Genomic DNA, 13,930 nt, shown 5'->3' on the forward strand with positions numbered 1-13,930 from the left:
GAGCTGCCGAGCATGAACATTTCGCGGCCCTTTATCGAACGTCCCGTCGCCACCACCTTGATGATGGTCGCGGTGCTGTTGCTGGGCATGTTGGGGTATCACCTGTTGTCGGTGTCGGCGTTGCCTGAAGTCGACTACCCGACCATCCAGGTCTTCACCCAATACCCCGGCGCCAGCCCGGACGTGGTCAGCTCCTCGATCACCGCGCCGCTGGAGCGCCAGCTCGGCGAGATGCCGGGCCTCAAGTCGATGAACTCCACCAGCTCCGACGGCGCTTCGGTGGTGACCCTGCAATTCGACCTGTCGCTGTCCCTGGATGTGGCAGAGCAGGAAGTGCAGGCCGCGATCAACGCCGCCGGCACCTTCCTGCCGGCCAACCTGCCGTACCCACCGGTATACAGCAAGGTCAATCCGGCGGATGCGCCGGTGCTGACCCTGTCCCTGACCTCCGATGTGTTGCCGCTGACCAAGGTCGAGGACCTGGCGGATACACGGCTGGCGCAGAAGATCTCGCAGATCACCGGCGTCGGCCTGGTGACCATCAGCGGCGGCCAACGCCCGGCGGTGCGGGTCGAGGCGAATACCTCGGCGCTCAATAGCCTCGGCCTGTCCATTGATGACCTGCGCACCTCCCTCGGCACGGCCAACGTCAACCAGGCCAAAGGCAATATCGACGGCAAGTTCCAGGCGTATTCGATTGGTGCCAACGACCAGCTGCAATCGGCCGAGGAATACCGCGACCTGGTGATCGCCTATAAAAATGGCGCGCCGATTCGCCTGTCGCAGATCGCCAGTTCCACCCAGGGCCCGGAGAACCCGCGTCAGGCTGCGTGGACCAACAGCACGCCGTCGATTGTGCTGAACATCCAGCGCCAGCCAGGCGCCAACGTGATCCAGGTGGTCGACCGCGTGCAGCAATTGCTGCCCAAGCTGCGGGCCAGTTTGCCGGGTACCTTGAAGGTCGATGTGCTGACCGACCGCACGCAAACCATCCGCGCCTCGGTCACCGATGTGCAGTACGAACTGGCGGTGGCGGTGCTGCTGGTGGTGATCGTGATTTTCATTTTCCTGCGCGACGTTGCGGCGACGGTTATTCCGGCAGTCACCGTGCCGCTGACGCTGGTGGGCACCCTGGCGGTGGCTTATGCGCTGGGCTTCTCCCTGAACAACCTGACACTGATGGCGCTGACTATCGCCATCGGATTCGTGGTGGACGACGCCATCGTGATGATCGAAAACATCACACGCTATATCGAGGCGGGCGACTCGCCGCTGGAGGCGGCGCTCAAGGGGTCGGAGCAAATCGGCTTCACGATTATTTCGCTGTCGATTGCGCTGATTGCAGTGATGATCCCGCTGCTGTTCATGGGCGATGTGGTCGGCCGGCTGTTCCGCGAATTCGCCATGACCGTGGCCGTGACCATCGTTATCTCGGCGTTCATCTCCCTGACCCTCACGCCGATGATGTGCGCGCGGATGCTCAAGAATAAGCACCAGGAACGCCGCGCGGATTTCTTCGACCGCATCAACACCCACTACGTGCGTGGCCTTGACTGGGTGTTGGCGCATCGCACCTTGACCCTGATCTCGATAGCGCTCACCGCCGCGCTGACCCTGATGATTCTGGTGATCATGCCCAAGGGTTTTTTCCCCGACCAGGACACCGGGCTGATCCAGGGTATTTCCCAGGCGGCGCCGACGGTTTCGTTCCAGCAGATGCAGACCGAACAACAGCGCCTGGCCGCGCGAATCCTCAAGGACCCGGCGGTGCAAAGCCTGTCGTCCTTCGTCGGTATCGACCAGACCAACCCGACCATCAACCAGGGCAACCTGCTGATCAACCTCAAGCCCCGCGGCGAGCGTGACAGTGCCACCGAGGTGATCCGCCGGCTCTCCGATGCCAACGCCGACGACGCCGGGATCCGCCTGTACCTGCACTCGGTACAGGACCTGACCCTCGACGCCACGGTGTCCACCACCAGCTACCGGCTGGGCCTGCAAGCCACCGATCCGGACGAGCTGGAAACGTGGACCACCAAGCTGCTGGCGGCGATCAAGCAAGACCCGATGTTCACCGACGTGCAAAGCCAGGCGATGCAATTCGGCAATCAGATCCAGCTGACCTTTGACCGCGCCACCGCCTCGCGCCTCGGTATCACGCCCCAGGCGATTGACGATGTGCTGTATGACGCCTTCGGCCAGCGCCAGGTCTCGACGATCTACACCCAGCTCAACCAGTACCACGTGGTGATCGCCACCGACCATCCGCCGCGCAACTTGCCGGACCTGCTCACCGGGTTGTACGTGGACATTCCCGGTGGCGGTGTGGCGCCGCTGTCGAGCATGGCGACCCTGCAGGTGGTGCGCACGCCCGTGACCATCAACCGCCTGGGTCAGTTTCCGTATGCCGACGTGTCGTTCAACCTTGCTCCGGGCCAGACCCTTGGCACGGCAGTGACGCGGCTCAAGGACATCGAGGCCAAGGTCGGCTTGCCGCTGTCGGTGCAGGCCAACCTGGAAGGCGCGGCGGCGACGTTCGAACAGTCGCTGTCCAACCAGGTATTCCTGGTGGTGGCGGCGATTGTGGTGGTGTACCTGATGCTGGGGATTCTGTACGAAAGCTTCGTGCACCCGGTGACGATCCTTTCGACGCTGCTCTCGGCAGCGCTCGGGGCCTTGCTGGCGCTGCTGGTGACCGGTACGCAGTTCGACATCATCGGCTTGATCGGCATCGTGCTGCTGATCGGCATCGTGATGAAAAACGGCATCATGATGGTCGACTTCGCCCTGGAGTTGTTACGCGAGGGCGGCCTGAGCCCCAAGGCCGCGATCCGCCAGGCGGCAGAGTTGCGGTTCCGGCCAATCCTGATGACCAGCATGGCGTCGCTGTTCGGCGCGGTGCCGCTGGCGCTCGGTACGGGGATTGGTTCGGAGCTGCGTCACCCGCTGGGCATCGCGATTATCGGCGGGTTGTTGCTCAGTCAGTTGCTGACGCTGTTCTCTACGCCGGTGATTTTCCTCGCCATGCACGGCCTGGGGCAGCGCTTCAGCCGCCGCTCGGCTGAAGCGGTCTGATGGCAATGAACCTCAGCGCGCCGTTTGTTCGCCGCCCGATTGCAACCACCTTGATGGCGGCCGGCCTGGCGCTGTTTGGCGCGCTGGCCTTCATGCTGTTGCCGGTGGCGCCGTTGCCGGAGGTGGATTTCCCGACCATCAGCGTCAGCGCCTCGTTGCCCGGCGCCGATCCGACCACCGTCGCCAGTTCAGTGGCCACGCCCCTGGAGCGCCAGTTCGGGCAGATCGCCGGGGTCACGCAGATGACCTCGTCCAGCAGCTTGGGCTCGGCGCGGATCATTTTGCAGTTCGACCTGAATCGCGACATCGACGGCGCCGCGCGGGATGTGCAGGCGGCGATCAATGCCGCCCGCAGCAACCTGCCCAGCGACCTGTCCGGCAACCCGACGTACCGCAAGGTCAACCCGGCGGATTCGCCGATTCTGATCATCAGCCTGACCTCCGACAGCGCCACGCCGGGGCAGATGTATGACGTGGCCTCGACCCTGTTGGAGCAGAAGTTGTTGCAGACCACCGGGGTCGGTGACGTGACGGTGGGCGGCGGCGCGCTGCCGGCGGTGCGGGTGGAATTGAACCCCGACCGGCTCAACCAGTACGGCGTGAGCCTGGAGCAGGTGCGCCAGGTGATCAACGCCTCCAACGTCAACTTGCCCAAGGGCAACGTGGCCATCGGTGATCGCAACTACGGCATTGCGGCGAACGACCAGTTGCTCGATGAAAAGGACTACGGGCCGCTGGTGGTCAAGGCCCACAACGGCGACCTGATCCATATCGCCGACCTGGGCTACGTGCGCGAAGACGTGCAGGACCTGCGCAACTTCGGCCTGTCCAACGGCAAGCCGGCAGTATTGCTGGTGGTGTTCAAGCAGCCGGGCGCCAACGTGATCGAAACGGTGGACGCGGTGAAGGCCTCGCTGCCGTTCCTGCAAAGCTCGATTCCGGCGACGATCAAGCTCAACCTGCTGATGGACCGCACCACCACCATTCGCGCCTCGTTGCATGACGTCGAGATCACGTTGCTGGTGTCGATCCTGCTGGTGACCCTGGTGACCTTCGGCTTCTTCCGCGACTGGCGCAGCACCCTGGTGCCGGCGATTGTGGTGCCGCTGTCGCTGCTCGGCACCTTCGGCGCGATGTACTTCCTCGGCTACAGCCTGAACAACCTGTCACTCATGGCGCTGACGATTTCCACCGGCTTTGTGGTGGACGATGCGATTGTGGTGGTGGAAAACATCATGCGCCACCTGGAGCGCGGCAAGACCCGGGTGGAAGCGGCGCTGGCCGGTGCCCAGGAAGTCGGCTTCACGGTACTGACCATCAGCGTGTCGCTGGTGGCGGTGTTTATTCCGCTGCTGCTGATGGGCGGGATTGTCGGGCGGCTGTTCCGCGAGTTTTCGGTATCGTTGTCGGTGGCCATCGTGATCTCGATGCTGATCTCGCTGACGGTTACACCGATGCTCGCCAGCGTGCTGCTGCGCGCGCCGAAAGCGATTCATGAAGGCAATGAACACCCGGACTCGCGCTTTCACCGCTTCTACGATCGCACCCTCGGTTGGGTGATCGACCATACGGTGCTGATGGGTTTTGTGACGGTGTTGGTGATCGTGCTCGCCGGCGTGTTGTACGTGCTGGTGCCCAAGGGTTTTTTCCCCCAGGAAGACACCGGGCGCTTGCAGGGCAGCATCCTGGCGAACCAGAGCATTTCCTATGGGGCGATGCAGAAGGACTTCACCGAGATCAACCGCAAGGTGATGAAAAACCCGAACGTCGAAACCGTCGCCGGGTTTGTCGGCGGTGGCGGAGGGGGCGGCGGGGCGGTCAACAGCGCGCAGATGTTTGTATTGCTCAAGCCCCTGGGCGAGCGCAAGGACAACGCCACCGAAATCATCGGCCAGATCCGCCGCAGCCTCGGCGACTTGCCGGGCACCAAGCTGTATTTGCAGTCGGCCCAGGACATCACCGTGGGTGGCCGGCAAAGTGGCGCGCAATACCAATACACCCTGACCGCCGATGACCAGGAGTCGCTGGACGAATGGGTGCCCAAGGTGGTGGCGGTGCTGCGCAAATTGCCGCAACTCACCGACCTCAATACCGACCAGCAAGACAACAGCTTGCTGGCCAATGTGCAAATCAACCGGGACACGGCGGCGCGCCTCGGGGTGAGTGTCTCGGCGGTCGACCAGACGCTGTACGACGCCTTTGGCCAGCGCCAGGTCGCGACCCTGTATCGCGCGGCCAACCAGTACCACGTGGTGATGGAAATCGCGCCGGAATACTGGACCGACCCTTCCGCGCTCAAGGGCATTTATGTGCCGACGGGCACCCAGGCCACGACCACCAAGGGCACCACGGCGGCGCCCAACCTGACCACCGGGCAGACCCTGGTGCCACTCTCGGCACTGGCGGATAACACGGTGGCGCGCACCGCAATTTCCATCAGTCACCAGGGCACGTTCCCGGCGGTGACAGTCTCGTTCAACCTGGCGCCCGGCACGTCCATCGGCCAGGCCACGGCGATGGTGGACGATGCGGTGAAGCAGCTGCGCATGCCCGCCAGTGTGGTCGGCCAGTTTGCCGGTACGGCCCAGGTGTTCCAGTCGTCGGTGGCCAGTGAGCCGCTGCTGATCGTCGCTGCGTTGCTGTGCGTGTATATCGTGCTGGGCATCCTCTACGAAAACCTGACGCACCCGCTGACCATTCTTTCTACCTTGCCCTCGGCCGGCGTCGGTGCGTTGATCGCCTTGCTGCTGACCGGCACCGAGCTGTCGATCATTGCGCTGGTGGGGGTGATTCTGTTGATTGGTATCGTGAAGAAAAACGCGATCATGATGATCGACTTCGCGATCACCGAGCGGCGGGAGTTCGGCCTCACGGCCAAGGAAGCGATTCGCCGGGCGTGCCTGATCCGTTTCCGGCCGATCATGATGACCACCCTGGCGGCGATCCTTGGCGCGCTGCCGCTGGTGCTCGGCACCGGTTATGGCTCTGAGTTGCGCCGGCCGTTGGGGATTTCGATTATTGGTGGCCTGCTGTTCAGCCAGGTGCTGACGCTGTACACCACCCCGGTGATCTACCTGTGGCTCGACCGGGCGTCACAGCGCCTGGGCCGGCGTAAGGAAGCAAGGTTATGAACGTGAAATACAGCGTGCTTTGCATCAGCCTGCTGCTCGGCGGCTGCATGGTCGGGCCCGATTACCAGAAGCCCGCCATGGAGCTGCCGCAGTCGTTCAAGGAAGGCGCGCAGTGGCAGCGCGCGGCGGCTAACCCCCAAGGGGCGATGGACAGTCAGTGGTGGCTGGCTTATCAGGATCCGGTACTGAACGATTTGGTGGCGCGCTCGGCCAAGGCCAACCAGTCGATCATCGCGGCGGAGGCGGCTTATCGTCTGGCCCAGGCGCAGGTGGCGTCCAGCCGGGCAGGGTTGTGGCCCACCGTTGGCGTAGGGTTGTCGGGTTCGCGGGGAACGGCAGGCAGTGGTAGCGGCACGTCCACCACCGGTACCACGGCGGGCGGCGTGCAGAACAGTGTCAGCGCCACCTTGACCGCCAGTTGGGAGCCGGACCTGTGGGGCCTGGTGCGGCGCGGGATAGAGTCCAGCCAGGCGACGGCCCAGCAATCGGATGCGTTGCTGGCCGGGGTGCGGCTGTCCATCAGTTCCAGCGTGGCGAGTAACTACCTCGCCCTGCGGCAGATGGACATCGACGTGCGCCTGTTGCAGCAACAACAGAAGATCAACCAGCAACTGCTGGACATGATCCAGGTGCAGTTCACCCAGGGCGTCGCCACCAACGACCAGTTGCTGGTGGCGCAGGACCAGTTGACCACTTCGATTGCCGACTTGCAGACCTCCCTGCGCGACCGCGAGCAATACGAACACGCGCTGGCCGTGCTGGTGGGCGTGGCGCCGAGTGAATTCAGCGTGGCAGTGCGCAATGACTACAGCTTCGTGGTCCCGCGGCCACCGTTGACCTTGCCGTCGACCCTGCTGCAACGGCGTCCCGATGTGGTGGCGGCGGAGCGCTCGGCAGCGGCGGCCAACGCGAAAATCGGCGTGGCCGAAGCTGCGTTCTTCCCTACGCTGGATCTGACTGCCGAAGCCGGTTACCGCGGCAGTGCGTTGGGCGGGTTGTTCTCCCTGCCCAATCGCATCTGGACGTTGGGGCCGGCGCTGGCGGAAACCCTGTTCGATGGCGGCGCCCGCGAAGCGGCGGTCAAGCAGGCCGAGGCCAGCTATGACCAGATCGCCGCGACCTACAAGGGCACCGTGCTCAGCGCCTTGCAGAACGTTGAAGACAACCTGTCGGCAATCAACCACCTGCAAACCCAGGCCGATGCGTTCCAGCAGGTGTACCAGCGTAATCAGCAACTGTTCGGCAGCCAGGAAGCACAGTTGCGCGCCGGCACCGTGAGCCAGGAGGCCGTGCTGACCCAGCAACTGGTGTTGCTGCAAGCCGAGCAAAATCTTCGCGACACCCAGGGCCAGCTCAGCCAGGGCAGTGTGGCGCTGATCCAGAGCCTTGGCGGGGGCTGGCAAACGCCTGCGCGCTGAACGGCTCGCTAACCCGGTGTGCGCCGCGTTATTCTCGGCGCACTTTGAATCACGGGAAGCCCGAGCCATGGCAGGAAGCAGTTTGCTGGTATTGATCGACGACATCGCCGCGGTGCTCGACGATGTGGCGTTGATGACCAAGATGGCTGCGAAGAAAACCGCCGGCGTGCTGGGGGACGACCTGGCGCTGAATGCCCAGCAAGTCTCCGGGGTGCGCGCCGAGCGGGAAATTCCGGTGGTGTGGGCGGTGGCCAAGGGCTCGTTCGTCAACAAGCTGATTTTGGTGCCGGCTGCGTTGCTGATCAGCGCGTTTGCGCCGTGGGCGGTCACGCCGTTGTTGATGCTGGGCGGCGCTTACCTGTGTTTTGAAGGTTTCGAAAAACTCGCCCATAGCTTCTTCCACAAACGCACCGAAGAGCAGGCGCACCTGGTGGAAGCCGTGGCGGATCCGGCCACGGACCTGGTGGCCTTCGAGAAGGACAAGATCAAGGGCGCGATCCGTACCGACTTCATCCTCTCCGCCGAAATCATCGCCATCACCCTCGGTACCGTGGCCGATGCACCGCTGATGCAGCAAGTGATCGTGTTGTCGGGTATCGCCATCGTCATGACCATCGGCGTCTACGGCTTGGTGGCCGGTATCGTCAAACTCGATGACCTGGGCCTGTGGCTCACCCAGAAGCCCGGCCAGGCGGCGCGCAGCATCGGCGGGGCGATCCTGCGGGCGGCGCCGTACATGATGAAAAGCCTGTCGGTGATCGGTACGGCGGCGATGTTCATGGTCGGCGGTGGCATCCTGACCCATGGTGTGCCGGTGGTGCATCACTGGATCGAGACTGTGAGCCAGAGTACTGGCGGCCTGGCGTGGTTGATGCCGACGTTGCTCAATGCAGTGGCGGGGATCATTGCCGGGGCCGTGGTGTTGGCGGTGGTCAGCGCGGTGGGTAACCTCTGGAAGCGGGTGAGGGCATAGGCATTTGATCGAGCGACGGCAATTCAGCGGGGGCATGAAAGGCAAGAACCTCCGTTACCTGAATGAAAATCCCGGCGACGCCCGCCAGACGGTGCGTGCGGGATTTGTGTTGCTCGAACATTTTTCGCTGCCGGCGTTTACCCAGGCGCTGGATACGCTGATCACCGCCAACCTGCTGCGGCCCGCTTCTTTTTCTACCTCGACCTTCGGCTTGCGGGAAGGCGAGGTGATCAGTGACCTGGGGCTGGTGATCCGGCCCGATGCGCGGCTTGAGTCTTCGGTGCTTAAAGCGTTGGACCTGTTGGTGATATGCGGTGGCTATCGCACTGAACTGAAGGCTGCGGAGGAGTTTATCCACCTGCTGAAAAGCGCCTCGGAGCAGGGTGTGAGCCTGGCCGGTTTGTGGAATGGTGCGTGGTTCCTGGGGCGTGCGGGATTGCTGGGCGGCTACCGCTGCGCCGTGCACCCGGAACATCGCCCGGCCCTCGCTGATTTCTGCAAGGCGACGCAGGTCAGCAGCGAACCCTATGTGATTGATCGCGACCGGCTGACGGCATCGAGCCCTTCCGGTGCGTTTCATATGGCGCTGGACTGGATCAAGGGGCTGTACGGCAAAGCGCTGGTGGAGGGGATCGAGGACATCCTGGCGTTTGAGGAGTCGCGCTACCGGCGGGTGAAACCCACGGAAAACGTGTGCTTGAGCGCACCCCTGCGCGAGGTGGTCAACCTGATGGACGCCAACCTCGAAGAGCCTCTGGAGCTTGAGCAACTGGCCGTTTATGCGGGCCGTTCCCGACGCCAGTTGGAGCGTTTGTTCAAGGAGCAGCTTGGCACCACGCCCCAGCGTTATTACCTGGAACTGCGCATCACCGAGGCCCGTCGGCTGCTGCAACACACCGAGCTGTCCCAGGTGGACGTGCTGGTGGCCTGCGGGTTTGTCTCGCCGAGCCATTTCAGCAAGTGCTACAGCGCCTACTTTGGCTACAGGCCATCCAAGGAAAAGCGCCTGGTCAAATAGCCTGAGATTGGCATTCGCCACAAATATAGATACGATGCTAATCATTAGCTTGCTATCTATATGTAGGTTTAATGAAATCCTCCACCTTCCAGCTCCCTGATTTCTGGCAGGCGACGTTGACCCCGTCCCGTAGCGATCTGCTGTTTGCCTTGCGCAACATGATCGCCGGCGGGGTCGCGTTGTACCTGGCCTTCTGTTTTGACTTGCAGCAACCGCAATGGGCCCTGACCACCGTATTTATCGTGGGCCAGTCCACCAGCGGCATGGTCCTGGCCAAAGGCGCCTATCGGCTGGTGGGTACGTTTGTCGGGGCCATGGTTTCCATCGCGATGATCGGTGTATTTGGCCAGGCGCCGCTGCTGTTCCTGCTGTGCATGGCGCTGTGGCTGGCGTTCTGCACCACGGGGGCATCCTTGCTGCGCAATCATGCGTCCTATGGGTTTGTGCTGGCGGGTTACACCACGGCGATTATTGCGCTACCCGCTACGGCGGCACCGCTGGGAGTGTTCGATGAGGCGGTGGCGCGCTGCCAGGAGATCAGCCTGGGGATTCTTTGTGCCTCCATCGCCAGTACGATTCTGTGGCCGCGCCGGGTCGAGCAGGTGCTGGCGGTTCAGGCGCGCGCCGCCTGGCAGGCCGGGGTGCGGGCTGCCGCTTCGGAGCTGTTGGGTACCGACCAGCGTAAAGGCTTGCTCGAAGCATTGAGCCGCCTGGTGGCGGTGGACAGCCAGCGCGACCATGCCTGGTTTGAAGGGCCCAAGGGCCGGCGCCGCTCCCAGGCCTTGCGGGTGCTCAGCCGTGATCTGCTTAGCCTGCTGCGGGCGGCGCGGGGCGTGGCGCGCCAGCGGATGATGCTCGATGAAACGGCGGCGGTCGGGCCACTGATTGAAGCGGTGGCTTCGGCGTTGCAGCAGGAGCGTCTTGATGAACTGCCCGAGTTGTCACAACGGCTTGGCCTGGCGTTGCAGGATCCGCAGCTTGGCCAGGAGGCGCACTTTTGCCTGGTGCAACTGGCGCAGGTGTTGCGCTTGATTGAGCTGGGTGCATTGACGCTGTCGGCGGTCGAGCAGGGCAGGGTGCCGCCCGGCGCACCGGGGGCGATGTCCTGGCACCGGGATATCGAGCAGGGGGTGCTTGGCGGGCTGCGCAGTGCGTTGGCGTTTCTGGCGGTCGCGGCGTTCTGGATCTTTACGGCATGGCCTTCGGGTTTGGGCGCGGTATCGATTTGTGGCGTGGTGTTGAGCCTGTTTGCAGCGCGGGAAAACCCGTCGGCCTCCAGCCTGAATTTCCTCAAGGGCATAGCGCTGTCGATCCCGGTGGCCGGTTTTGTGTGCTTCGTGCTGTTGCCCGGCTTCGATGGCTTTCCCCTGTTATGCCTGGCGTTGGGAGTGCCGCTGTTTTTCGCCTCGTTGTGCATGAGCCGCCTCAAGCTAGCGGCCACGGCCTCGGCGTTCTGCATCTTTTTCGTCAACAACGTCGGGCCCAGCAATGTGATGACCTATGACTTCGCCGCGTTCCTCAACAAGGCCATCGCGACGTTGGTGGGTGTCGGGATTGCCGTGGTGGTGTTTCGGCTGATCCAGCTCAATCCCGGCGAGCATCACTATCGGCGGATGTTCAAGGCTTCATTGTTCGACCTGGCGCAATTGACTTCCCGTCCCCTGGAGCAGGCTGAAAGCTGGTTTGGCGGGCGCATGGCGGACCGGCTGATTCGCCTGTCGCGCTACAGCGAAACCTTGCCTGCCGATCGCCGTGTCCACTGGGATAACGGATTGCTGGGGCTGGACCTGGGGGATGAGTTGCTGGAGTTGCGCGCCTGCCTGGCGGACAGCCGGGGTGCGTTGGCGATTGAGCGCGATCGCTATTTGCGGGCATTGGAGTCGGTGTTGGAGGAGGGTGGACCGAGCGTGGCGAATGAGTCGCTGATGGATGCGGCCAGCGTTGCGATGCTTGAAGCGCTTGAACAGCCTTCGGGATTGGCGGAGCAGGATCGGGAAATGGCCAGGGCGGCGGTGCTGCAACTGCGGTTTACGTGGCGTAAGTGGTGTCGGCGGGGGATGTAGGCGCTGGCAAGCCAGCGCCTACACGGGGCATTACTCGGCGATCTGCAACTTGCGCGCCTCGGTGTACACGTAGCGCACCTTTTCATACTCGAACGGCGAGTTCATCTGGCCGTAGCGGAAGCTGGTCTGGTAGCGCTTGTCGACGGCGCGCAGGGCCCAGATTTCCGGGTGGTTTTCGCTGACCTTGGACACGTTCAGGAAGTTGATCTCGGTCTCGGCGCCGTAGTCCACCAGCAGGCCGGTGGTATCCCGCAGGTTCGACGGACCAAACAGCGGCAGCACCAGGTAGGCGCCGCCCGGTACACCGTAGAAGCCCAGGGTCTGGCCGAAGTCTTCGCTCTGGCGCGGCAGGCCCATGGCGGTGGCCGGGTCCCACAGACCGGCGATGCCGATGGTGGTATTGAGCAGCAGGCGCCCGGTGGTTTCCAGGGAACGATGGCCCTTGAGCTGCAGCAGGCTGTTCAGCAGGTTGGGTACATCCCCGAGGTTGTTGAAGAAGTTGCTGACGCCGGTACGCAGGAAGCTCGGGGTGACATAGCGGTAACCGTCCACCACGGGCAGGAACACCCACTGGTCGAAGCGGTAGTTGAAGTGGTAGACCCGGCGGTTCCACGACTCCAGCGGGTCGTAGACATTCAGCGCGTTGACCGACGAGCGCTCGAACTCACGCTGGTCCAGGCCAGGGTTGAACTTGAGGTGGCTCAGGGGCTCCTTGAAGCCGTCGGAGTCCACTACGGTCGGCGTGTGGGCCTTGCTGTTGTCGGCATTGGCCACGCCCGCGCACATCAGGGCGGCGAGCAGCAGAAGATATTTAGCCACGGAAGAACTCCAGCATGGCGTCGGCGTTGACGCGGTAGTTGAGGTTGCCGCAATGGCCGCCCAGGGGGTAGACGGTCAAGCGATCGCCGAAGGTTTTACGCAGGAAGCCAAGGTCGCCAGGGCCCAGGATCACGTCGTCGGCGTTGTGCATGACGGCGATTTTCGGGCTGTCGTGCAGGTAGTCCTTGAGGGCATACAGGCTGACCTGGTCAACCAGTTGCAGCAGGCTGCCGCCGTCGGAACGGGCGCGCCACATCGGGATCACCTGTTCGGTGAGGTAGCAGTCGAAGTCGCACTGCAGCGCACGCTTGAGGAACGGCGTGAGGCTGGTGCCTTCGCTGATCGGGTACTTGGGCGGGATGATCAGGCCGCGACGGTTGATCAGGTCCGAGGTGAAGGCAATGTCGGCTGCCGAGAAGCGGAACGAGGTGCCGATCAGCATCGCCATCTGTTCGTTGGTCAGGTGTTCCTTGGAGTTCTGGAAGTCGTAGAGCAGGGCATCGTTGAGGTCGATGTAGCCCTTTTGCTGGAAGTAGCGGGTCAGTTTGTTCAACACCAGCTCATAGAAGGTGGTGCTGTTGTTGATGCCCTTGACCTCGGTCTGCACCAGTTTGTCGAGGTTGGTGATCGAGGTATAGAGGTTGACCGGCGGGTTCAGCAGCAGGACTTTCTTGAAGTTGAAGCTGCGACGGGTTTCATCCAGCTTGCTGACAAAGGCTGCGTCGAGGGCGCCGAGGCTGTAGCCGGTGAGGTAGAAGTCGGTCACGGGCAGCGTCGGGTTTTGCGCGCGTACGGCCTGCATCACGCGGTACATGTCTTCGGCGTCTTCCTGGCTGATGCCGGGAGTGGCGAAGCGCGAGGCGGCGGCGATGAAGTCGAAGCTGGTGGGGGACGACAGCTGGACGACGTGGTAACCGGCCTTGTAGTAGAGCTTTTTCAGGTATTCGTTGATGGTGCTGTCAAAGCGTGCGCCGGTGCCGGCGATCAGGAAGATCAGCGGTGCGGCACGGTCCTGCTTGGCGATGCGGTAGGTGAGTTTCTTCACCGCCCAGAAGTTGTCAGGCAGGCTGAACTCGCGCTCGGGACGCATCGTCAGGGTGTAGTCGGACTGATTGATTTGATCGTCCGATGGCAGTTCCGGCCGCAGGTTCGGCGGGGTGGTGGCGATGGTCGCTTCAAACGGGTTGGTCAAAGGGTAGCCATAGCTGGCCTGGTCGATATCGACCGCCAGTGCTGACGCACTCAGAAAAAGGCTGCCCAACAGGGCCGCACAGCGCAAGGAACGGAGCATGACTAAATCCCTAAGAGGAAAACGTGCTGAAGTGGAGTTCGCAGGCTATGACCACCGCGTTGCTGCCGAAGTGCCAGCCTTCGGCACTAAAAGTCGGAAAAAACGTCGGAATCGGGGTAATAGTAGCGAGACGATACACTTT

8 protein-coding genes are annotated in these 13,930 nt (G+C 62.9%); 6 read left to right on the forward strand and 2 right to left on the reverse strand.

Annotated features, from left to right (window positions below; all coding sequences use genetic code 11):
• Positions 1–12 precede the first annotated feature (12 nt).
• From HYE77_RS13655 to HYE77_RS13680, 6 genes are all read left to right on the forward strand, one after another.
• Positions 13–3,075 (forward strand): efflux RND transporter permease subunit, encoded by a 3,063-nt coding sequence (locus tag HYE77_RS13655; RefSeq protein WP_177068878.1) that lies wholly within the window; start codon positions 13–15, stop codon positions 3,073–3,075.
• Between the two features lie 5 nt (positions 3,076–3,080).
• Positions 3,081–6,206 carry an efflux RND transporter permease subunit gene (locus tag HYE77_RS13660; RefSeq protein WP_177068889.1) on the forward strand — a complete coding sequence of 1,042 codons (3,126 nt, stop codon included), beginning with the start codon at positions 3,081–3,083 and terminating at the stop codon, positions 6,204–6,206.
• A complete protein-coding gene (locus tag HYE77_RS13665) occupies positions 6,203–7,624 on the forward strand; it encodes an efflux transporter outer membrane subunit (RefSeq protein ID WP_177019607.1) in 1,422 nt (473 codons plus the stop codon). Before HYE77_RS13660 ends, HYE77_RS13665 begins: the two co-directional genes overlap by 4 nt.
• A gap of 67 nt (positions 7,625–7,691) precedes the next feature.
• Positions 7,692–8,597, forward strand: a complete 906-nt coding sequence (locus tag HYE77_RS13670; RefSeq protein WP_003210585.1) for a DUF808 domain-containing protein — start codon at positions 7,692–7,694, stop codon at positions 8,595–8,597.
• A 34-nt stretch (positions 8,598–8,631) separates the two neighbouring features.
• Entirely contained in the window at positions 8,632–9,615 is a 984-nt protein-coding gene (locus tag HYE77_RS13675; protein WP_003210584.1) for a GlxA family transcriptional regulator, read from the forward strand.
• A gap of 71 nt (positions 9,616–9,686) precedes the next feature.
• Entirely contained in the window at positions 9,687–11,678 is a 1,992-nt protein-coding gene (locus HYE77_RS13680) for an FUSC family protein (RefSeq protein ID WP_177068879.1), read from the forward strand.
• A gap of 30 nt (positions 11,679–11,708) precedes the next feature.
• Here HYE77_RS13680 and HYE77_RS13685 read toward each other — a convergent pair whose 3' ends face one another.
• Together HYE77_RS13685 and HYE77_RS13690 are read right to left on the reverse strand one after the other, a co-directional pair.
• Positions 11,709–12,497 (reverse strand): VacJ family lipoprotein, encoded by a 789-nt coding sequence (locus tag HYE77_RS13685; RefSeq protein WP_003210582.1) that lies wholly within the window; start codon positions 12,495–12,497, stop codon positions 11,709–11,711.
• Positions 12,490–13,788 (reverse strand): hypothetical protein, encoded by a 1,299-nt coding sequence (locus HYE77_RS13690; RefSeq protein WP_003210581.1) that lies wholly within the window; start codon positions 13,786–13,788, stop codon positions 12,490–12,492. The genes HYE77_RS13685 and HYE77_RS13690 overlap by 8 nt, the downstream gene beginning before the upstream one ends.
• Between the last annotated feature and the right edge of the window lie 142 nt (positions 13,789–13,930).

Origin of the sequence: Pseudomonas sp. IPO3774 (assembly GCF_013386835.1) — a bacterium.
In the GTDB taxonomy this organism is placed as follows: Bacteria; Pseudomonadota; Gammaproteobacteria; order Pseudomonadales; family Pseudomonadaceae; genus Aquipseudomonas.

What these genes read in the sequence shown, in the direction of transcription:
- HYE77_RS13670 (WP_003210585.1), top strand. Translation starts at nt 7,692, where the DNA reads ATGGCAGGAAGCAGTTTGCTGGTATTGATCGACGACATCGCCGCGGTG.
- HYE77_RS13660 (WP_177068889.1), top strand. Translation starts at nt 3,081, where the DNA reads ATGAACCTCAGCGCGCCGTTTGTTCGCCGCCCGATTGCAACCACCTTG.
- HYE77_RS13665 (WP_177019607.1), top strand. Translation starts at nt 6,203, where the DNA reads ATGAACGTGAAATACAGCGTGCTTTGCATCAGCCTGCTGCTCGGCGGC.
- HYE77_RS13690 (WP_003210581.1), bottom strand. Translation starts at nt 13,788, where the DNA reads ATGCTCCGTTCCTTGCGCTGTGCGGCCCTGTTGGGCAGCCTTTTTCTG.
- HYE77_RS13680 (WP_177068879.1), top strand. Translation starts at nt 9,687, where the DNA reads ATGAAATCCTCCACCTTCCAGCTCCCTGATTTCTGGCAGGCGACGTTG.
- HYE77_RS13675 (WP_003210584.1), top strand. Translation starts at nt 8,632, where the DNA reads ATGAAAGGCAAGAACCTCCGTTACCTGAATGAAAATCCCGGCGACGCC.
- HYE77_RS13655 (WP_177068878.1), top strand. Translation starts at nt 13, where the DNA reads ATGAACATTTCGCGGCCCTTTATCGAACGTCCCGTCGCCACCACCTTG.